A 20,432-nucleotide genomic window follows, 5' to 3' on the forward strand; every position below is an offset into this window, starting at 1 on the left:
CGATCAGTCGATCTCGACGTCCGCGTGCAGCCGCCGCCGGTGGTCCAGCTCCCGCACCGGGCCGGTGAGGGTCACCCGGGCGGTCAGCCGCGTGTCCGTACTGGAGGCGCCGAAGCGCAGTTCCAGCTCGCCCGGCTCCACGATCCGCCGCCCCGACCTGCCGGTGAACGACGCGAGATCCGCGGGCACGGTCATCCGGACCCGCCGGCTCTCCCCGGGCTCCAGGCCGTCGAGCCGCGCGTACGCGACGAGCCGCCGCACGGGCTGGACCACGGAGGCCACCGGGTCGTGCAGATAGAGCTGGACGACCTCCGTGCCGGTCCGCTCGCCCGTGTTGGCGACCGTGAGGGCGAGCTGGAACGCGCCGTCCGTGGGCGCCTCGGCGTTCTCGACCGTGAGGTCGCTCCACGCGAAGGTGGTGTACGTCAGACCGTGCCCGAAGCCGAACGCCGGGGACGGGTCGATGCTGGAGACCTCCGCCGCGTGGCCCAGTCGCGCGGCCAGATACGTGGACGGCTGGGCGCCCCCGCGGCGCGGCACGCTCACCGGCAGCCGGCCGCTCGGCGCGGTCCGCCCGCTGAGGACGGCGGCCAGTGCGACCGTGCCCGCCTCGCCCGGGAAGAACGACTGTACGACGGCCGCGGACTCCTCGGCCGCGCGCCCGAGCGTGTAAGGCCGGCCGGCCAGCAGGACCGTCACCACCGGCGTACCGCTGTCCAGCAGCTCGTCCAGCAACCGGCCCTGCGCGCCGGGCAGTTCGAGGGACTCGGCGTCGCAGCCCTCGCCGCTGGTGCCGCGCCCGAAGAGCCCGGCGCGGTCGCCGAGGGCGGCGATCACCAGATCCGCGCCCCGGGCCAGCGCGACGGCCTCGGCGAAGCCCTCGGTGCTGTCGTCGTCGATTCCGGTGCCCGGTGCGACGATGATCTCGGCGGCCGGGAACTCCTTCCTCAACGCCTCGGCGAGAGTGGGCAGTTCGATGCCGAGCGGCATGTCCGGGTGCTGCCCGCCGACATGGACCGGGAAGGAGTAGCAGCCGAGGACGGCCGTGGGCGCCTCGGCGGTGGGGCCGATCAAAGCGATCCGGCGTACGACCCCGGCCCCCGACCCGACCCCGACCCCGACCCCGGTCCCGGACTCCGAATCCGTGCCGGATCTGCCGTCCAGGGGCAGGACGCCGTCGTTGCGCAGCAGGACGATCGCCCGTTCGGCGACCCGTCCGGCCAGTTCCCGGTTGGCGGCCGGGTCCAGGTCGACCGTGCCCCGCAGGGCGTCGGGTCCGGCCTCCGTGTCGACGCCCCGCAGGGCGGCCGGAACGGGGCTCCAGTCGGGGTCGAGCAGCCCCAGTTCGGCCTTCTGCGCGAGGACTCGCCTCAGCGCGCGGTCCACCAGCTCCTCGGATACGCGGCCGTCCCGGATCGCGTCGAGCAGCGGGGCGCCGAAGGTCTTCACGGTGGGCAGTTCCACGTCGACGCCGGCCGCCAGCGCGAGGCCCGCGGCCTCGGCGTCCGTGCCGGCCACCCCGTGCAGGATCCGCAGGAACGCGATGCCGAAGTAGTCGGCCACCACCGTGCCGTCGAAGCCCCAGGTGTCCCGGAGCAGCCCGGTGAGCAACTCCTCGTCGGCGGCCGAGGGGACGCCGTCGGTGTCGGTGTACGCGTGCATCACCGACCGCACCCCGCTCTCCCGCACCGCCATCTCGAACGGCGGCAGGATCACGTCCGCGCGCTCCCGGGTGCCCATGCCGACCGGGGCGAGGTTGCGGCCCGCCCGGGAGGCGGAGTACCCGGCGAAGTGCTTGAGCGTGGCGACGATGCCGGCCGACTCCAGACCGCGTACGTATGCGGTGGCGATCGTGCCGACGAGGTACGGGTCCTCGCCGATGGTCTCCTCGACCCGCCCCCAGCGCGCGTCGCGGACGACGTCGAGGACGGGCGCGAGACCCTGGTGCACCCCGACCGCGCGCATGTCGCGGCCGATGGCCCCGGCCATTTCCCGGATCAGGGCGGGGTCGAAGGTGGCGCCCCAGGACAGCGGGACGGGATACGCGGTGGCGCCCCAGGCGGCGAAGCCCGCGAGGCATTCCTCGTGGGCGACCGCCGGGATGCCGAACCGGTTCGCGGCGGCGATCCGCGCCTGCGTCCGCATCAGGGACAGGGCGCCGAGGGCGGGGTCGACGGGGAGCGTGCCGAAGGAACGGGTGAGCTGGCCGAGCCCGTTCGGCAGCAGCGCTTCGAGGTCGACCACCTCCTCCATGTCGTGCTGGTGCGGGGCGACTTCGGCGCCTTCGGCGGAGGCGCCCACCCATACACCGACGAGCTGGGCGGTCTTCTCCTCCAGCGTCATCTCGCGGAGCAGCGCCTCGGCGCGGTCGGCCGGGCTCAGCGCGCGGTCGCGCCAGGCGGGCAACGGCCCGTCGGCGGACGGTGATTGGTGCGGGACTCGGGGCTGCGGCCGGGAGGCCGTGTCGTCGGTCATTTCCCTCCGACTCCCATCAGGCCCTGGACCAGGGCGCGTCGGGCGAACAGGTAGACGAGCAGGACGGGGAGCATGGACAGGACGACGGCGGCGAGCAGCGCGGGCATGTCGACGCCGTGTTCCGTCTGGAAGTCGTACAGGCCCATGGTGATGACCTTGTTCTCCGAGGATTGTGTGAGGACGAGCGGGAACAGGAAGCCGTTCCACGCCTGGAGCGAGGAGAACACCACGATGGTGGACAGACCGCTCTTGGACAGCGGCAGGACCAGCTGGCGGAAGATCCGCCAGGGGCTCGCCCCGTCGAGGGTCATGGCCTCGTACAGCTCGGGGGAGATGTCCCGCATGACGCCGGTCAGGATGAGGGCGCAGACGGGCATCGCGAAGGCGGCGGTGGGCAGCACGACGCCGATGAGGCTGTCGTACAGGCCGGCCCGGTCGATCAGGTAGAAGACGGGGACGATCACCGCCTGGGACGGGATCGCGAGCCCCAGCAGGAACAGCCGGAAGATCCGGCCGGTGGCCTTGCCGTCGTTGCGCACGATGGCGTACGCGAGCGGCGGGACGAGCAGCACGACGATGCCGACGACCGAGGCCGTGACGAGCACCGTGTTCAGGAAGTACTGCGCGAAGCCCTCGCTCAGGTCGTTCACGTAGTTGTCGAGCGTGAAGTGCTCGGGGAAGGAGAGCGGGCCGTTCGCGGCGTAGTCGGCACGGGTCTGGAAGGTGGCGACCAGCATCACGTACAGCGGCAGTCCGACCACGAACAGCCAGATCAACGAGCCGAATCCGGCCAGGTAGTTGGGGCGGGACCGCATCACACGCCCTCCATGGTGCTGCGCATCTTGTCGTAGCCCGTCAGCCGGACCATGACCAGCGAGACCGCGGTCGCGACGAGGACGAGGAGCAGGGCGATGGCGGACGCGGCGCCGAAGTCGAAGCTCTTGAAGCCCTTTTGGTACATGTAGTAAGCGCTGTTCGTGGTGTCGGTGCCGGGGCCGCCCTGGGTGAGGATCAGGATGGTGTCGAAGGTCGTGAGCCCGCCGACCACCATGAGGATCATCGACGTCACGATGCTGTTGCGCAGCTGCGGCAGGGTGATGTGGAAGAACTGGCGGACCGTGCCCGCGCCGTCGATCTGGGCGGCCTGGTAGAGGACTTGGGGGATGGCACGGGCGGCGCCCTGGTAGATCAGGGTGTGCAGCGGGGTGAACTGCCAGGTGCTGACGAAGACGAGGACGCCGATGGCGCCCGCCTGCACACCGAGCAGATTGCCGTCGCCGAACAGCCACTTCGCCTGGGACGGCACGCCGAAGTTCGGGTCGAGCACGGCCCGCCACAGGACGGAGACCGCGGTGATGGACAGCAGGAGCGGGACGAAGTAGATCGCGGACAGCACGGCCCGGTTGCGCTGGTGCCCGGCGGCCCAGACCCCGAGCAGGATGCTGATCGGGGTCTGGACGGCGACGCCGAGGACGGTGAGCAGCAGACTCAGCCAGAGGCTGTCCATCATCACGGGGTCGGCGAGGAGCTTGTCCCAGTTCTCCAGGCCGGCGAACTCCGGGTCGCCGAGGCCGCTCCAGCGGGTGAAGGAGAGGACGAGGACCAGGAGCAGGGGGACGAGGGCGAACAGGCCGAAGAAGACGGCGGCGGGCACCGCCCAGACGAATCCCGGGCGGCCCACCCCGCCGGGGCGGGCGCGGCGGCCCGTCCCGGCGGGGGTGTGCCCGGTCTTGCCGGGCTTCCCGGTCTTCCTCGTACGGTCCGCGCGGCGCGCGGACCGGGTGCCGTCCGCGGCGGTGGCTGAGGTAGGGGTCATGTCTGGCGCCTCGGAGGTCAGGCCGCGGGCAGGCTCTGCATGGCGGCGATGAAGGCGTCGGCGTCCATCTTGCCGTTGAAGAACTGCTGGACGGCCTGGTGGATCGCGGTGCCCGCGGCGGGCGGGTACGCCTGGTCCCAGGAGAGCTGGAAGCCGGGGGCCTTGGCCACCAGGTCGTACTGGTACTTCGAGTACTCGGGGTTGTCCGAGTCGCCGAGGAACCGGGGGGTGTTGACGGTGGTGGGCAGGTTGCCGATGGCCAGCTGGGCCTTGGCGAAGTCGTCCGAGTACATCAGCTTCAGGAACGCGGCGACGGCCTCGGGGTGCTTGGTCGACTTCAGCACCGAGTAGTAGTTGTTCGTGTTGCCGGCGAGGTTGGCCGGGTCGCCCTTGCCGCCCTTGACGGTCGGGAAGGTGCCGTAGCCCAGGTCCGACTTCACGAAGTCCGGGTGGCCGTCCTTGAGCGTGGAGTACTCCCAGGAGCCCATCAGCTCGAAGGCCGCCTTGCCGGTGGCGAGGAGGGCGGGGGAGCCGCCGTCGGTGAACTTCACCGAGTCGTAGTTGGTGCCGAAGGCGCCGGCGTCGACCAGCTGCCGGATCATGCCGAGCGCCTTCTTGCTGTCGGCGCTCGCCCAGGCGCTCTTGTCGCCGCCCTGGGCCTTCGCGAACAGCTCGGGGCCGGCCACCCGGTCGTAGACGTACTGGAACCACATCTGGGTGGGCCACTGGTCGCCGCCGCCGAGGGCGATCGGGGTGACCCCCTTGTCCTTGAGCTTCTTGACGGCGGTCAGCAGCTCGTCCCAGGTCTTCGGGGCGGAGACGCCGGCGTCCGCGAGGACCTTCTTGTTGTGGAACATCAGCACGGGCTGGGTGCCGCGCATGGGGATGCCGTAGGCCTTGCCGTCGACGACCGCGGTGTTGAAGACCGACGGGAGGAAGTCCGACTTCAGATGGTCGTCCTTGGCGATGAAGTCGTCGAGCGGCATCAGCAGCCCGGCGTCGACGTACGGCTTGATGCTGCCGCCGCCCCAGTTGAAGAACACGTCCGGCGCCTGCTTGCCGCTGATGACGGTCTGCAGCTTGGTCTGGTAGTCGGCGCCGGGGATGGTGTCGAGGACGGCCTTGACGTCGGACGTCTTGTTGAACGTCTCGACGAGCTGCTTCTCGACCTTGTTGGTCGCGTCGCCGTACACCAGGATGTGGATTTTGTCCTGGCCCTTTCCAGCCGATGTTCCGGACCCGCCACAGGCTGCCAGGGACAGGGCCATGGCCAGGGACGCCCCGCCCACGACCGCGGTTCTCAGGAGCTGTGTTTGACGCTTCATCGCTCGCCTCACCTTTCGAAAGTGTTTCGGCTCAGGTAGCGAAATTTCATGTGCGCCGGACGCTATGGTCGAGCCGGTGAGCGGGTCAACCCTTCGGTGACGCGTTATCAAAGCGTGACTATGTAAGGGGGTTGCGCGGTGCTTTATGCTGCTCGGATGCGAGATGGCGAGGCGAACCGGCGAATCACGCTGGCGGAAGTGGCGCAGCAGGCCGGGGTGTCGCTTTCGACAGTTTCGAAAGTTCTCAACGGCCGGCAGGACGTGTCACCGGCTACGCGCGGCAGAGTGGAGCGCCTTCTGGAGGCCCACTCGTACCGCCGCACCACCCGTGCCGCCCGCGAGGCGCCGCTGATCGAACTCGTCTTCCACGAGCTGGACAGCGTGTGGTCGATGGAGCTGATCCGGGGCGTCGAGAACCTGGCCAAGGCCCACCAGGCGAGCGTGGTGCTGACCGAGAGCGGCACCCGGCACGCCCCCGCGGCGGACTGGATCGAAGGCGTGCTCCAGCGCCGTCCGATCGGCGTGATCCTGGTCTTCTCCTCGCTCCCTGACGTCGTCAAACGGCAGCTCGGCGCGCGGTCGATCCCCTTTGTGATCATCGACCCGGCGGGGGACCCGGAGCCGGACGTCCCGTCCGTCGGATCCGCGAACTGGTCGGGCGGCGTCGCCGCGACCCGCCACCTCATCGACCTCGGCCACCGGCGCATCGGGATCGTCACCGGCCCCGAGGACGTGCTCTGCTCCCTGGCCCGGCTGGACGGCTACCGCTCCGCCATGAATATGGCCGGTCTCGGCCACGACACGTCCCTCGTGCGGTTCGGCGACTTCCATGTCGAGGGCGGCTACGCGCGGGCGATGGAACTCCTCCGGCTGCCCGACCGGCCCACCGCGATCTTCGCCGGGAGCGACCTCCAGGCGCTCGGTGTCATGGAGGCGGCCCGGGTCTGCGGGCTGCGGGTGCCCGAGGACCTGTCCGTTGTCGGGTACGACGATGTGATGATCGCCCGCTGGTCGAGCCCGGGACTCACCACCGTCCACCAGCCCCTGCGCGAGATGGGCGAGGAGGCGGTGCAGATGCTGCTCCGGCTCCGGGCCGGCGAACCCTCGGTCACCCGCATGGAACTGGCCACCAGCCTCGTCGTCCGCAAGAGCACCGCCCCGCCGCCGGACCGCGTGGCGCCCGTCTCACCGCCCCCGGCGCACAGCACGCTGTGAGGGGTGGGGTGGACCTCGGGCCTCGTGTCCTCAGGCCGAGGCGGGCGGGCCCGGTACGGGTGAGGGCGTTGCGGGCGCTGTACCCGTAGGGGTGAACCCTTCCGGCCCGGTCCGCGCGATCGCCTCCGGGATCGACTCCGCGAGGGCCTTGGTCAGGGCCCGGTGCAGGGCGGTGGGGTCGTCGGCGTGCAGCCGTACGACCCGTACGGGCCGGGCCGCGCCGAGCAGCCGGGGCGCGGCGACCGGCTCCGCCAGCTCCAGTGTGAGCGACGTCCGCGCGCCGATGGCCAGATTCAGCTCACCTGCGGCCTTCTCGTGCGAGAACAACGACTCGCGCCGCACGGTGGCGATCCGGTCCAGCGGAATCCGTACGTCCACATGGGCCGCCTGCCGCACCCGCAGCGCATCCGCCGTCAGTACGTGCGGACGGGTCGCCGAGGCCGCGTGCAACCCCAGCACGAACAGCACCGTGTACCCGTCGAGGACGAGGAAGACGGCGTGCACGACGGGCAGCCCGGCCAGCAGATACGCCATACCGACGGTCTCGACCCCGCAGACGAACGCGAAGCCGTACATGAGCGCCGCCTGATCGCGCGCGTACGGGAACGCCGCCGCGCCTTCGTCCCTGATCCCGTGCGGCCGCCGCGCCACCCACCGGCCGAGGCTCGCGAACAGCCGCAGCTCGTGCCCGGCCAGCCGCAGCACCGGCTCGGGTACGACCTCACGGACCGCGTCGCGCGCGGACCCGCCGCGCCGCCACAGCCGGAGGAACGAGACCAGGTGCGCTCCCGCCACCAGGCCCACGGCCGCCTCGGCGGCGACGAGCACGGTCACCGGGATACGTACCCCCGCCACCAGACAGACCAGTAGCGCCAGCTCGCCGGGGAACAGTGCGTACGCGGCGTACCTCCGCGCTCTCATCCGGCCCGCCCTGTCCGCCCCGCCCGCTCGGCGGCCAGCCGCAGGCCCTCAAGGACGGCCTCGGCCTGCGCCGGTGCGAGATCCGCGAACAGCGCGTCGGCGAAGCCGGCGTCCGGCACCCCCACCGCGAACTCGTCGGGGACGAGGGCGGCGAGGGCGGCGGCCACCCGGGCGACCCGGGGATCGCCGGGCGTGGCGTCGGCGAGCGCGTCGAGGCGGGCGTAGAGCGCGGCGGCGTCGTCGGCGGTGGCCCGCAGCAGCTCCACCATCCGGGCCCGCTCCCCGTGCGGTACGACCGTGTCGAGCAGCGTGAGCATCTCCCGGTCCAAGGCGGCCGTCGGCGACCCTGCGGCGACCACCCCCAAACCGCCCGGCTCCGCCAGCCATCCGGCCAGCTCCGGCGACACGGGCCCGTCGGCCGGCAGCCGCCCCGCCCGGGCCTCGGCCAGCAGCTCCGCGAGCCGCGCCCGCCGCTCCCGGACCACCCGCTCCTGCCGGGCCAGGTCGGCGTCCAGCTCCTCCAGTACGTCCACCAGCTCCCGCCCCTCGTCGCCCGCCAGCACGTCCCCGACCTCGTCGAGGCCGAGCCCCAGCTCCGTCAGCCGCCGTATCCGCGCGAGCCGGACGGCGTCCCGTATCCCGTACTCCCGGTATCCGTTCGTCCGCCGCACCGGCTCGGGCAGCAGCCCCAGCCGGTGGTAGTGCCGCACGGCTCGCGGGGTCACCCCGACGAGCGCGGCGATCTCGCCGATCCGCATGGCCCCAGTAGAAACGTTGACGCTGCGACAAGGTCAAGCGCGCGTTCCGGGGCCGCCGCCTCCCGGCCGTGTGCCACGATCGGGGGAAAGCGGGGCGATCCCAGGGACGGCGGTAGAACGATGTCCGATGATCACGGCATGACTGCCATGCCGCACGAACCACTCACGCAGGAAGACGTCCTGCTGGAGGGCTTTCTGGCGCTGGAGACGCCAGAGGGCTTCAGGGCGGAGCTGATCGAAGGGGAGATCGTCGTGACGCCGCCGCCGGACGGGGACCATGAGGACTGCATCGGCCTGATCGTTGAACAGATGATCGAGCGATCTCGTACGAGGATGCAGTACGCGCCGAACAAGGGGCTGACTCTCAAGGATGCCCCCGGCGCCCCGAGAGACCGTGTCATCCCGGACGGCACCTTCGCTCCCCGGGAACGCCGCCTCTTCCGCGGTGCCGACTCGTGGATGCCGTGCAACGGCGTCTCCATGGTCCTGGAGGTCACCTCCACCCGCGCGCACAAGGACCGCGACACCAAACGCCGCTGCTACGCCCGTGGCGGCATCCCCTTCTATCTCCTGGTGGACCGGGACGACTCCGCGGTGACGCTGTTCGCCGAGCCGGAGGACGGCGACTACCGGGCGCGGCAGACGGTCCCCTTCGGCAAGCCCCTCACCCTCCCCGACCCCTTCGGCTTCGACCTGGCCACCGCCGACTTCCTGTGAAGGGTGCCCGTGGCGCCAGGTAGCATGGTCGGCACGGCAGACGAGCCGGGCGGACGGCCGCGTGGGGATCTTCGGATCCTCCCGAGGAACGTCCGGGCTCCACAGGGCAGGGTGGTGGCTAACGGCCACCCGGGGTGACCCGCGGGACAGTGCCACAGAAAACAGACCGCCGGGGACCTCGGTCCTCGGTAAGGGTGAAACGGTGGTGTAAGAGACCACCAGCGCCTGAGGTGACTCAGGCGGCTAGGTAAACCCCACTTGGAGCAAGGTCAAAAGGGGACACTCCGGTGTCCCTGCGCGAACGTTCGAGGGCTGCCCGCCCGAGTTCGCGGGTAGACCGCACGAGGCCGGCGGCAACGTCGGTCCTAGATGGATGGCCGTCGCCCCGACGACCGCGAGGTCCCGGGGTACAAAACCCGGCGTACAGCCCAGCTCGTCTGTCGTTTTCATCGTTTCCACCCCCGCGAGGGGGTGTGGAGCACCCGAAGGCGTATGCCTTCTGTCGCCTTGCGGGAAAACGCCGAGAGAAACCGCGACAGCGCCCCTTCGGTATCGGCTGGAATTTTTACCGGCTGCCTTCTCACGTGACGAACATGTAGCTGACCCTGAAGTTGAGCGGATTCGGCCAAGGGTTCACCGCGTCCTGCATGATCGAGACATGGAAGGCGATCTCGCTGTTCAGCGGGACCACGTTCTGGACGGTCATGACGGCAGCGCCGGTCTGAGGGTTCCCGTTGGCGTCAAGCTCGCAGATCGAGGCTGTGACACGAGAGCCCGGCTCGATGCCGCCGTTGGGCGTGGTGAACCAGAACGGGCCCGTGCCTCCGTGGTCCGCGAAGGCGAGTTGTGCGTCCATCGCTCCTCCCGATCATTCGGTGAGCGGCTTGCTCCGGGTGGGGAAAACCCCTTTTCCACGCTACTCTCCGGCCGGATTCGCGCCTGTTGAATATCGGGCGGTGTGTGGGTCCTGCGGAATCCGCGCTCTCGGTACCCTCGCCGACTTCGGCCGGTTCCCCCTGACTGTTTCGCGGCAGGGGGTTTCCTGCTTTCCTTCCGGGTTTCTTACTCTGCTTCCCGTCCCCGTTCCGCCGCCGGGTTCGGCAGTGAACGGGCCGCGACCCGGCGCAGGTGGCGGGCGAAGACCTCCCGGGCGTCCGGGGTGAGGGTGCGCAGGGCGACCATCGCCGTGATGACGACGTCACAGAGTTCGGCCTCGACGTCCTCCCAGGTGTGGCTGTGGCCCTTGCGCGGGTTCTGGCCGGTCGCGCCGATCACCGCCTGTGCCGTTTCGCCGACCTCCTCGGACAGCTTCAGGACGCGCAGCAGGACCTCCTGGCCCGGCGGCAGGGTCTGATGGGCCGTCAGCCAGGCGTGCAGCCCCGCGACGGTGTCCCAGGTGTCCAGGTCCGACGGTTTCCTCGCATCGGCTGCATCGGCTGCATCGGCTGCATCGGCTGCATCGGTTACGTCGGTCGCGTCGGTCGTAGGGCTCGTGTCCGTCGGGTGGGGATCGGTCATGGAGGAAGCCTGCCAGCCCGCCGCCGTCACTCGCGCCCTCCGGGTGGCGATCCACGGCCTCGCCGACACCTCGCCGACGCCCCGCCGTCAACGCAGCGCAGGCGTCGACCACACGATCGAGTGAGGCGTGGTGCGGGTGCGGAGAACGAGGTCGTCGGCGATGCCCCGACCGCCCCGCGAGCCCCACCCCTCCCCCCGCCTGCGGCGCGGCCCGCGCGCGGAGCCGACGGCCCCGCGCCGGGAACTCATTAGCCCGACACGTGGAAGTAGCGCGTCCAACAACACGAGGTCGCCATGCATGGCTGCAATATCGGAAGGACAGCATCCGTCAGGGGAGGGGAACATGACCGACCATCAGTCCCACACCGACGTCTTCCGCGCCGCCGTCCGCGACCTCGGGCGCCGCCGCTTTCTCACCACCACCGGTGCCGCCGCCGCGCTGGCCTTCGCCGTCAACCTGCCGGCCACCGGTACGGCCGCCGCCGCCGAACTCGACCCGCGCCGCATTCGCGACAACCCGTTCACGCTGGGGGTGGCCTCCGGCGATCCGCTGCCCGGCTCCGTGCTGCTGTGGACGAAGCTCGCCCCGCGCCCGTACGAGACGGGCGGCGGTCTGCCGTCCGGCACCCGGGTCCCGGTGCGCTGGGAACTCGCCCGGGACCGGCGCTTCACCAAGTCCGTACGGCGCGGCACCACGCTCGCGCACCCCGAGTTCGACCACACCGTCCACGTCGAGGTCACCGGCCTGGCCTCCGGCTGCGACTACTTCTACCGTTTCCTCGCCGGCTCCTGGACCAGCCCCGTGGGCCGCACGCGCACCGCGCCCCCGGTCGGGGCCCAGAACAGCCGGCTCAAGATCGCCGCCGTGTCCTGCCAGGCGTACCAGGACGGCTACTACACGGCCTACGGCCATCTCGCGGACGAGGACGTCGACGCCGTGTTCCACCTCGGCGACTACCTCTACGAGTACGCGGTCAACGCCACCGGCGGCAACCGCCACTACACCGACCGCAGACTGCCGGACGTCTTCAACCGGGAGACCGTCAGCCTGGAGGACTACCGGCTGCGGTACGCGCTCTACAAGAGCGACCCCGACCTCATGGCCGCGCACGCCGCGCATCCCTTCGCCATGACCTGGGACGACCACGAGACCGAGAACAACTACGCGGGCGACGTCCCCGAGGACAACGGCCCGTCCGACGCGTTCCTGATCCGCCGGGCCGCCGCCTACCGCGCGTACTGGGAGAACCAGCCGCTGCGCCGGCCGCAGCGCCCCAGCGGCCCCGACATGAAGCTCTACCGGCGGCTCCGGTTCGGGACGCTCGCGCAGTTCGACATCCTCGACACCCGCCAGTACCGCTCCGACCAGGCGTACGGGGACGGGTGGCAGACGCCCGGACCCGAGTCCGAGAACCCGGCGCGCACCATGACCGGTGCCACCCAGGAACGCTGGCTGATCAACGGCTGGCGCGACTCCCGGGCCCTGTGGAACGTCGTGTCCCAGCAGGTGCTCTTCTCCGAGCGGCGCAGCGTGCCGGGCGCCGACTTCAAGCTCTCCATGGACTGCTGGGACGGCTACCCGGCCTCCCGGCAGCGGGTCCTGGCCGGAGTGGCGGCCACCGGCATCGACAACCTGCTGGTGCTCACCGGGGATGTGCACGTCGCCTACGCCCTCGACATCAAGGAGGACTTCCGCGACCCGTCCTCCCGGACCCTCGGCTCCGAGATCGTCGCCACCTCCATCAGCAGCGGCCACGACGGGGTCGACCGGCCCGCCAACGCCGACACCTTCACCAAGGCCAATCCGCATCTGCGCTTCGCCCACGGGCGGCGCGGCTATGTGACGGTCGCGCTGGGGAGGCGCGAGGCCCGCGCCGACTTCCGGGCGGTCCCCGTCGTGTCCACCCCGGGAGCGCCGGTCAGCACGGTCGCGTCCTTCGTGACCGAGGTGGGCCGGCCCGGTCTGAAGCAGGTCTGAGCGGGGCCGGTCCGGCGGGTCCGCCCGGACCCGCCGTCCGGCCGGGCGTTTCCGGTGCATGCCTACGATAGGGAAGGTTTCAACAAAACGAGCGGATGAGCGGACGGGCGGGGGAGCGGTGGAACAGCGCACACCGGGGAGCGACGGCTCCATAGGCAAGGGGTCCGCGGGCGGGTCCACGGGCAAGGGATGCATAGTCGACGGGGCCGGGACCGAGACCGGCAGGGCCAAGGCCGAGGGGCCCGCGTCCAAGAAGTCGACGGCCCCGGGCCCCGCCGGAACGAACCCCGCCGGAACGGCTCCCGCCACCCCCGCCGCGCGGCGGGCCGGACTCCTCCTGGTTCTCGTCCTGGGCGGTCTCACCGCCCTCCCGCCGCTCTCCATGGACATGTACCTCCCGGCCCTGCCGGAGGTCACCGACATGCTGCGGGCCCCCGCCGCCACCGTCCAGCTCACCCTGACCGCCTGTCTGGCAGGCATGGCCGCCGGCCAGCTCGTCGTCGGCCCCATGAGCGACAAGTGGGGCCGCCGCCGGCCGCTGCTCATCGGCATGGTGCTGTACGTCCTCGCCACCGCCGTCTGCGCGTTCGCTCCCACCGTCGGACTGCTCATCGCCTTCCGGCTGCTCCAGGGACTCGCGGGCGCCGCCGGCATCGTGATCGCCCGGGCCGTCGTCCGCGACCTGTACGACGGCGTGGAGATGGCCCGCTTCTTCTCCACTCTCATGCTCGTCTCCGGCGCCGCGCCGATCGCCGCCCCGCTCATCGGCGGCCAGATCCTGCGGATCACCGACTGGCGGGGCGTCTTCCACGTCCTCACCGCCGTCGGACTGCTGCTCACCCTCGTCGTCTGGCGCTTCCTCGACGAGACCCTGCCGCCGGGCCGCCGGCACACGGGCGGTATCGGCGAGGCCCTGCGCACGATGCGCGGACTGCTCGTGGACCGGGTCTTCGCCGGCTACACGCTGGCCGGCGGACTCGCCTTCGCCGTGCTCTTCGCGTACATCTCCGCCTCGCCGTTCGTCATCCAGGAGATCTACGGGGCCTCGCCGCAGACCTTCAGCCTGCTCTTCGGGATCAACTCGGTCGGGCTGGTCGTCGTCGGCCAGATCAACGGCAAGCTGCTCGTCGGGCGGGTCAGCCTCGACAAGGTCCTGGGCATCGGTCTCACCGTCATGCTCTGCGGCGCGCTCGCGCTGCTCGTCATGACCAGCGGCGTGTTCGGCGACCCGGGGCTCGTCCCGGTCTCCGCCGGACTGTTCGTCCTGATGTCCTCGATGGGTCTGGTCATGCCCAACACCAACGCCCAGGCCCTGATGCGCGCCCCGCACGCCGCCGGATCCGCCTCCGCGCTGCTCGGCACCTCGTCCTTCCTCATCGGCGCCGTCGCCTCCCCGCTGGTCGGCATCGCGGGCGAGGGCACCGCCGTCCCCATGGCCCTCGTCCAGGTCTGCTGCGCCCTCGGCGCCCTCGGCTGCTTCCTGCTGCTGTGCCGCCCGTGGTCCCGCTCGGAGGCCGCGCGCTGAGTCCGCTGCTCCGGGACCGGGCCCCGGACCGGCCCCGGAGCAGGCCCGGCTCCGGAGTCGGAGTCGGTCCCGGCGCCGGTCCCGCTCCGGGCGTGCCGCCACGGCGGGCCGGGCCGCGCGGTGTGACGATCGACGGCATGTGCCACTACTGCGGCTGCCGTGAGATCCCCCTGATCAAGGAGTTCATCGCCGAGCACGAGGCGATCACCGACCTCGCCGGGGACGCCGTCCGGGCCCTCGGCGCCGGGGAACGGGACCGCGCCCGGACCCTCGTGGCGGAGATGGCCGCCCGGCTGTACACCCACTGGGCGGGCGAGGAGCAGGGTCTGTTCGCGGTGATGGGGGAAAAGAACGATGAGTACGCCGCGTATGCGCCGTACATCGGCGACCTCGTCCGCGAACACCGCGAACTCGCCGTGTTCCTCGCCTCCCTCGACCTGGACATCGCCGAGCAGCGGTCCGCCTTCGTCCGCGCCGTGGACGAACTCCACGAGCACATCGCCAAGGAGGAGGACGGCCTCTTCCCCGCCTCCCTCACCGAGCTGACCGGCGACCAGTGGGACCGCTCCATGGCTGCCTGGCGCGCCGTCCACGCCGCCGACCCGGGCCGCCCCGGCCCGCTCACCCCGCCGGGCCCGGAGTCCGGCCCCGGGCCGACCCCCGCTCCCGGCGCGTAGGAGCCCCCGAGCAGGAGGGGGAGTCGGGACGGTCCCGCCTAGACTGTTGCGGTGAACGTCTCCGCCCCCACCGCCGACACCCTGCGCGCCGCGCTCGCCGCCGTCCTCGACGGGCTGCCGCCCCGGCAGGCCGCGCAGGCCGTCGACCGGCTGATCGCCAACTACCGGGGCACCACCCCGACCGACGTGCCGGTGCTGCGCGACCGGTCCGACGTCGCCGCCTACGCCGCGTACCGGATGCCTGCCACCTTCGAGGCGGTACGGGCCGCGGTCGGCGCCCTCGCCGACGCCGCGCCCGACTGGGCCCCGCGTACCCACATCGACCTCGGCGGCGGTACCGGCGCGGCGAGCTGGGCCGTCGCGGAGACCTGGGACGGTGCCGCCCGCACCACCGTCCTGGACTGGGCAGAGCCCGCGCTGAAGCTCGGCGCGGAACTCGCCCGGGGCGTGTTCGAGGCCGAGTGGCGGCGTGAGCGGATCGGCACGTCGCTGAAGCTCGCCGACGACACGGACCTGGTGACCGTCTCGTACGTCCTCAACGAGCTCACCGAGGCCGACCGCGCCACCCTCGTCGCCGAGGCGGCCCGGGCGGCCCGCGCCGTCGTGATCGTCGAGCCCGGCACCCCCGACGGCTACGAGCGGATCATCGCCGCCCGCACCCTCCTCGTCGAGGCGGGGTTCACCGTCGCCGCGCCCTGCCCGCACAGCGGCGCCTGCCCGATCGTGCCGGGCACCGACTGGTGCCACTTCGCCGCCCGGGTCAGCCGTTCCTCGCTGCACCGGAAGGTCAAGGGCGGGTCGCTGCCGTACGAGGACGAGAAGTACGCGTACGTCGCCGCCACCCGGTTCCCCGTGACCCCGGCCCCCGCCCGGATCACCCGCAGGCCGCAGATCCGCAAGGGCCAGGTCCTGCTGGACCTGTGCGGCCCCGACGGCCTCGGCCGGGAGACCGTCACCAAGCGGCACGGCCCCCTGTACAAGCAGGCCCGGGACATCGACTGGGGCGACGCCTGGCCGCCGGAGCCGGACGAGGACTGACCGGCGCGGACGGACGAGGACTGATCGGCGAGGACGGACGAGGACCGGGCCGGCGAGGACGGCCAAGGACGGCACGGACCGGCCCCGTCGAACGTCGTCAGTTCGGTCTGGTCTCTTCGGCCACCCAGGACAGATACGACTTCGACCCGCCCGTCACGGGCAGGACGATCCACTCGGGAACGGCGTACGCGTGGTTCTCGCCCACCCACGCCTCCAGCTCGGGCAGCCGGTCCTCGGTCGTCTTGTACGAGACGCGCCACTCCGGGGCGCTCTCGACGCGTCCCTGCCACCGGTAGACGGCCGTGAGCGCCGGGTCGATGTGCGCGCACGCCGCCAGTCTGTTCTCGACGGCACCGCGCGCCAGGGCCGCCGCCCCGTCCTCGTCGTCGATGGTCGTCTGCGCGATCACGATCGCGTGGTTCATGCGAGACCCCTCCTGTTCGATGTGGTGCGGACCCTACCCGCGTGGTCCGGGCAGGCCGGGTCCGTGTTCCTTCCGTGCGAGCCCGTGCCCCGGACCGGCCGAGGGGAGCGGGGCGGGAGGGAAGAGGAAGGCCGACGGGTCACGCGTCCCCACCGGCCTTCTTCTCCCGGGCGTCGCGGCCCGCGCCCCCCTGGGCCAGGGCTCCTAGACGCGCAACTCCTGCGTGCAGCACTTCACGCTGCCGCCGCCCTTGAGCAGCTCGCCCAGATCCATCCCGATCGGCTCGAACCCGCGCGCCCGCAGCGGTGCGTACAGTCCCACCGCCGCCTGCGGGAGGATCACGTGCCGCCCGTCGCTGACCGCGTTCAGACCGAGGACGGCGGCGTCCTCGTCCGTCACGGTCAGGGCGTCCGGGAACAGCCGTTCCAGGACGGCCCGGCTGCCGGCCGAGAACGCCTCGGGGAAGTACATGATCTCGTCGCGCGCGTCGTCGAGCACGCACAGCGCCGTGTCCAGGTGGTAGTAGCGCGGGTCCACCAGCTCCAGGCCGATCACGGGCCGGCCGAAGAACTCCTGGGCCTCGTCGCGCGCCAGCGGACTGGAACGGAAGCCCCGGCCCGCCAGGACCCACGAGGCGGTGACGGCGAAGTCCCCCTCGCCCTCGTTGACATGCTCGGGCAGCCGGATGTCCAGGTCCGCCCAGCCGTGCTCACGGAACCAGTCCAGATGCGCCGACGCCTCCCCGGAACGCTCCGGATGGGCGAACTTGGCGCCGAGCACCCGGCCGTCCACCACGGTCGCGCCGTTCGCGGCGAAGACCATGTCCGGCAGGCCCGGGAACGGTTCGAGGATCTCGACGGTGTGGCCGAGCGCGAGGTAGCGGTCGCGGAGGTCTTCCCACTGCGCGAGGGCGAGGGGGACGTCGACCGGCTTCGTGGGGTCCATCCAGGGGTTGATGGAGTACGTCACCTTGAAGTGCGCGGGTGGGCACATCAGATAACGGCGGGGCGAGGCCTCGCGCGGAGTGTTGCGCAAAGAGAGCTCCTCTACGGTCGCTGAGCGCTGATCGTTTGAGCCCATGGTCCGCTTTCCGGGCGGCGAAAACAGTGGGCCGTTCGGGTGGTTCGTATGAGGGGCCGGAAGACGGACGGCGAACGGGAGGAGCGAGGGTGAGGGACGCGAAGGCGGGACCGGCGCGGGGTCCGGGAAGGGTGTGGGGAAGGGCCCGGCAAAGGTGTGGGAAAGGGCGTGGGCGCGAGGTACGGGGAGCCCGCCGGTCACGGTTCGGCGAGACGAGGCGTCTCGGCGCTGGTACGTTGATCCCATGCCCGACACCAAGGCCGCCCCCGACGCCTCCCGCCGCAGCGAGCGCTCGCGCCGCGCCATCTACGACGCCGCCCTCGCCCTGGTGGCCGAGAACGGCTACGCCCGGACCACCGTCGAGGGCATCGCCGCCCGCGCGGGTGTCGGAAAGCAGACGATCTACCGCTGGTGGCCCACGGGCACCAGGGCGGCCGTCCTCCTGGAGGCGTTCCTCGACCTCGCCACCCATACGGCCGAGGGGGCGGGCGGCGTGGCGGACGTCGACTTCCCCGACACCGGGGATCTGGCCGCCGATCTCAAGACCGTCCTGCGGGCCACCGTCGACGAGCTGACGGACTCGGCCTTCGAGCGGGCCACCCGCGCCCTGACCGCCGAGGGGATCCTCGACGCGACCCTGGGCGCCGAGTTCACCGCCCGGCTGCTGGAACCCCAGCTCCAGGCCTACATCCGCCGGATCGAGGCCGCGCAGGCCGTGGGCGCCGTGGACCCGGCCGTCGATCCCCGTATCGCCGTCGAACTCTTCGTCGGCCCGCTGCATCACCGCTGGCTGCACCGTACGCAGCCGCTCACCCACGACTACGCCGACGCCCTCGTCGACCACGCCCTGCTCGGTCTCGCCCCGCGGCGCTGAGCCGGCGCCGGGCCGGACCGGACCGCCCCGGGACCTCCCCGGGACCGGCCCCGGCGCGCTGCCCCGGCGTCCCGCGCCCGCCCCCGGACATCCGCCCGCGCACGTCCGCGCCCCGTCCGCGCCCCGCCCCGGTTCCCCGCTCCGTTCACCCGGGGCGCAGGATGGTGGGACCATGGATCCGTACGGGCGGGCATGGCGACGTTGAGGTGTGAGGGGATAGATGGGCGACGGGATCGGCCGCAACCGCGGCACGGAGAGCAGACTCGCGCAGTGGCTGCGCAAGCGCCCCCGGCGGAACGCCGCCGAGGCGGGGAACAACCGCGCGCGCGACCGCGAGACGATGCTCCTGGCCGCCGCGGCGGCGGGACTGCCGCTGGCCCCGGCCGCGCACCCCGTCGGCTACCGCTGTTCCTGTGAGCGGATCGGCTGCCCCACCCCCGGCCGCCACCCCGTCTCCTTCGCCTGGCAGACCCAGTCGACCACCGACCGCGCGCAGATCGAGCGCTGGGCGCAGGGCTCGCCCGAGGCGAACTTCATCACCGCCACCGGCATGGTCCACGACGTGCTCGACGTCCCCCTCCGGGCCGGCCGTGCAGCGCTGGAGCGGCTGCTCGCCGAGGGCGTCGAGGTCGGTCCGGTCGTCGTCTCCGACGCTGCCGACGACCGGCCGGACGAGGGCCGCATGCTCTTCTTCACCGCCACCCGGGGCACCCCCGAGGACGAGGACGAGTGGTGGCCGTGCGAGTTGGACTGCCATCCGGAGACCATGGACGAGCATCCGGGGCTGCGCTGGCACTGCCGCGGCTCGTACGTGCTGGTCCCGCCGTCCCGGCTGCCCGGCGACGAGGACAGCCAGCCGGTGCTCACCTGGGTACGCGGTCCCGAGCACCCGCTGCCCGACCCGCTGAACCTGCTGGAATCCCTCACCGACGCCTGCGCCCGGCACGCGGCCGAGCAGGAGGCCCAGGGCGCGGCCCCCGAGGTCGCCTGGCCGCTGACCCGCTGACCCGCTGACCCGGCGCCTAATAGGCGCGGCCCGCCCCGGCCGCGCGCCCGCACGAGCCCCGCGCCCTGCGCCTACGCGCCCTGCGCCTACGAGCCCTCCGCCGCCGTCACGCCCTGGAGCCGGGTCAGCACCGTGACCCCGTTCCGCTCCGTGCCGGCGGGCTTCAGCAGAGCCGTCTGGCTGGACACCCACCGCTTGGTGACGGTGTTCTTGACCTCGCCGGTCATCAGCGCCTTGACGTCCGCGCCGACCTTGGGCCGGTAACCCGCCGCCGCCGTCTGCCGCTCGTAGTAGCGCGTGGCGAAGAAGACCAGCGTGCCGCCGTCCTCGGTGGCGAACGCGAGCGGGGCGAAGTCGCCTCGGCTCTCGGCCTGGTCGACGTACTGGGTGACGAGCCCGGTCCGGGCGGCCGCCTTCTTCCGCTGCTCCCGCCACGCGGTGGTGTGGGTGCCGGGCGTGAACGGCCCCTGCTGCCCGTCCTTGAGGAACGACACGTACCGCTCGCCCAGGACGCCCGGCGCGATCACCGGCGCGGTCGAGCCGGCGGCGACCGGCACCGCGTACCCCTGCTCCTGCTTGAAGACGGGCACCCGGGAGGCGTTCATGACCGACAGATAGGCGGCCTTCCACGGCTCGGTGGCGCCGCCGCGGACGAAGACGAGCAGCCAGCGGGTGTCGTTGGGGCCCTGGTCGGTGTCCCGGTTGGAGTCGGTGTCCGCGAGGAAGAAGCGCGGCCAGCCGGCCTCGCGCGGGATGACGAACTTCGCGTCGGTGAGTTCGAGCGGCCGGTGGTCCGGGTTGCCGCCGGGGTTGGTGATCCTGCGCGAGCGCAGGCCCGCCTGGTTGATCTCCCCGAACGGACCGGTGACCCGGCCCGCGTCGCGGGTCGGGTCGTAGGTCTTGTTCGCCTCGTTGAAGGCGGCGGTGAAGTCCTTGAGCGCCTGCTCTGCCTCGGCGGGCGTGGCCGCCGGGACCAGCGCGCTCTCACCGTGCACCGTCACACAGCCGCTCGCGGTCAGTGTGAGCAGGGCCGCCGCGGCCGCCGCGAGCACGGTGCCCGCCGGACGCCGACCCCGCGGACCCCG

General features: G+C 72.0%; 20 protein-coding genes and 1 other RNA gene. 10 read left to right on the plus strand and 11 right to left on the minus strand.

Going from position 1 to position 20,432, the window contains the following annotated elements; genetic code table 11:
* Positions 1-3: 3 nt before the first annotated feature.
* The 4 genes from ABZ990_RS19875 to ABZ990_RS19890 all read right to left on the minus strand — a co-directional run bounded on the left by ABZ990_RS19875 (position 4) and on the right by ABZ990_RS19890 (position 5,616).
* Positions 4-2,343, minus strand: a complete 2,340-nt coding sequence (locus ABZ990_RS19875) for a glycoside hydrolase family 3 N-terminal domain-containing protein (RefSeq protein ID WP_361233028.1) — start codon at positions 2,341-2,343, stop codon at positions 4-6.
* 128 nt (positions 2,344-2,471) lie between these two features.
* Positions 2,472-3,290 (minus strand): carbohydrate ABC transporter permease, encoded by an 819-nt coding sequence (locus ABZ990_RS19880; protein ID WP_361232858.1) that lies wholly within the window; start codon positions 3,288-3,290, stop codon positions 2,472-2,474.
* Positions 3,290-4,291 carry a sugar ABC transporter permease gene (locus ABZ990_RS19885; RefSeq protein ID WP_361232861.1) on the minus strand — a complete coding sequence of 334 codons (1,002 nt, stop codon included), beginning with the start codon at positions 4,289-4,291 and terminating at the stop codon, positions 3,290-3,292. Before ABZ990_RS19885 ends, ABZ990_RS19880 begins: the two co-directional genes overlap by 1 nt.
* 17 nt (positions 4,292-4,308) lie before the next feature.
* Entirely contained in the window at positions 4,309-5,616 is a 1,308-nt protein-coding gene (locus ABZ990_RS19890; protein WP_361232864.1) for an extracellular solute-binding protein, read from the minus strand.
* 156 nt (positions 5,617-5,772) lie between these two features.
* On the opposite strand from ABZ990_RS19890, the gene ABZ990_RS19895 reads away from it, so the two are divergent.
* Positions 5,773-6,831, plus strand: a complete 1,059-nt coding sequence (locus ABZ990_RS19895; RefSeq protein WP_361232866.1) for a LacI family DNA-binding transcriptional regulator — start codon at positions 5,773-5,775, stop codon at positions 6,829-6,831.
* A 30-nt stretch (positions 6,832-6,861) separates the two neighbouring features.
* On the opposite strand, the gene ABZ990_RS19900 is transcribed toward ABZ990_RS19895, so the two are convergent.
* On the minus strand, positions 6,862-7,752 hold the full coding sequence (locus ABZ990_RS19900) for a hypothetical protein (RefSeq protein WP_361232869.1): 891 nt from the start codon (positions 7,750-7,752) through the stop codon (positions 6,862-6,864).
* The gene (locus ABZ990_RS19905; RefSeq protein ID WP_361232872.1) at positions 7,749-8,510 is read right to left on the minus strand and encodes a MerR family transcriptional regulator; all 762 of its coding nucleotides are present in this window, start codon (positions 8,508-8,510) and stop codon (positions 7,749-7,751) included. The genes ABZ990_RS19900 and ABZ990_RS19905 overlap by 4 nt, the downstream gene beginning before the upstream one ends.
* A gap of 138 nt (positions 8,511-8,648) precedes the next feature.
* Here ABZ990_RS19905 and ABZ990_RS19910 point away from each other — a divergent pair, with 138 nt between their 5' ends.
* The gene (locus tag ABZ990_RS19910) at positions 8,649-9,227 is read left to right on the plus strand and encodes a Uma2 family endonuclease (RefSeq protein WP_361232874.1); all 579 of its coding nucleotides are present in this window, start codon (positions 8,649-8,651) and stop codon (positions 9,225-9,227) included.
* Between the two features lie 41 nt (positions 9,228-9,268).
* Positions 9,269-9,667, plus strand: an RNA gene (rnpB, locus tag ABZ990_RS19915) — RNase P RNA component class A.
* Positions 9,668-9,807: 140 nt separating this feature from the next.
* Here rnpB and ABZ990_RS19920 read toward each other — a convergent pair.
* Together ABZ990_RS19920 and ABZ990_RS19925 are read right to left on the minus strand one after the other, a co-directional pair.
* Positions 9,808-10,083, minus strand: a complete 276-nt coding sequence (locus ABZ990_RS19920) for a hypothetical protein (protein ID WP_361232877.1) — start codon at positions 10,081-10,083, stop codon at positions 9,808-9,810.
* Positions 10,084-10,289: 206 nt separating this feature from the next.
* Positions 10,290-10,745, minus strand: a complete 456-nt coding sequence (locus ABZ990_RS19925) for a MazG-like family protein (RefSeq protein WP_361232879.1) — start codon at positions 10,743-10,745, stop codon at positions 10,290-10,292.
* Between ABZ990_RS19925 and ABZ990_RS19930 the strand changes: the two genes are divergently transcribed.
* The 5 genes from ABZ990_RS19930 (at position 10,744) to ABZ990_RS19950 (ending at position 15,963) form a co-directional block, all read left to right on the plus strand.
* Positions 10,744-10,869 carry a hypothetical protein gene (locus ABZ990_RS19930; protein ID WP_361232882.1) on the plus strand — a complete coding sequence of 42 codons (126 nt, stop codon included), beginning with the start codon at positions 10,744-10,746 and terminating at the stop codon, positions 10,867-10,869. The genes ABZ990_RS19925 and ABZ990_RS19930 overlap by 2 nt on opposite strands.
* A 219-nt stretch (positions 10,870-11,088) precedes the next feature.
* Positions 11,089-12,723 carry an alkaline phosphatase D family protein gene (locus ABZ990_RS19935; RefSeq protein ID WP_361232885.1) on the plus strand — a complete coding sequence of 545 codons (1,635 nt, stop codon included), beginning with the start codon at positions 11,089-11,091 and terminating at the stop codon, positions 12,721-12,723.
* A 118-nt stretch (positions 12,724-12,841) separates the two neighbouring features.
* Positions 12,842-14,248, plus strand: coding sequence for a multidrug effflux MFS transporter (locus tag ABZ990_RS19940; protein WP_361232888.1), 1,407 nt, complete (start codon positions 12,842-12,844; stop codon positions 14,246-14,248).
* A gap of 137 nt (positions 14,249-14,385) precedes the next feature.
* Positions 14,386-14,925, plus strand: a complete 540-nt coding sequence (locus ABZ990_RS19945; protein WP_361232889.1) for a hemerythrin domain-containing protein — start codon at positions 14,386-14,388, stop codon at positions 14,923-14,925.
* A 51-nt stretch (positions 14,926-14,976) separates the two neighbouring features.
* Positions 14,977-15,963: a small ribosomal subunit Rsm22 family protein gene (locus ABZ990_RS19950; RefSeq protein ID WP_361232892.1), complete on the plus strand. Its 987-nt coding sequence runs from the start codon at positions 14,977-14,979 to the stop codon at positions 15,961-15,963.
* Positions 15,964-16,060: 97 nt separating this feature from the next.
* Here ABZ990_RS19950 and cutA read toward each other — a convergent pair whose 3' ends face one another.
* Entirely contained in the window at positions 16,061-16,387 is a 327-nt protein-coding gene (cutA, locus tag ABZ990_RS19955) for a divalent-cation tolerance protein CutA (RefSeq protein WP_361232895.1), read from the minus strand.
* Positions 16,388-16,591: 204 nt separating this feature from the next.
* A complete protein-coding gene (gene ddaH, locus ABZ990_RS19960) occupies positions 16,592-17,467 on the minus strand; it encodes a dimethylargininase (protein ID WP_361232898.1) in 876 nt (291 codons plus the stop codon).
* Positions 17,468-17,711: 244 nt separating this feature from the next.
* Here ddaH and ABZ990_RS19965 point away from each other — a divergent pair, with 244 nt between their 5' ends.
* Positions 17,712-18,341 carry a TetR/AcrR family transcriptional regulator gene (locus ABZ990_RS19965; protein ID WP_361232901.1) on the plus strand — a complete coding sequence of 210 codons (630 nt, stop codon included), beginning with the start codon at positions 17,712-17,714 and terminating at the stop codon, positions 18,339-18,341.
* A gap of 220 nt (positions 18,342-18,561) precedes the next feature.
* Complete coding sequence (locus tag ABZ990_RS19970) at positions 18,562-19,347, plus strand: bifunctional DNA primase/polymerase (RefSeq protein WP_361232904.1); 786 nt, start codon at positions 18,562-18,564, stop codon at positions 19,345-19,347.
* Positions 19,348-19,433: 86 nt separating this feature from the next.
* On the opposite strand, the gene ABZ990_RS19975 is transcribed toward ABZ990_RS19970, so the two are convergent.
* A complete protein-coding gene (locus ABZ990_RS19975; RefSeq protein WP_361232907.1) occupies positions 19,434-20,399 on the minus strand; it encodes a hypothetical protein in 966 nt (321 codons plus the stop codon).
* Between the last annotated feature and the right edge of the window lie 33 nt (positions 20,400-20,432).

Source organism: Streptomyces sp. NPDC046203, from assembly GCF_040646255.1.
Lineage (GTDB): Bacteria > Actinomycetota > Actinomycetes > Streptomycetales > Streptomycetaceae > Streptomyces.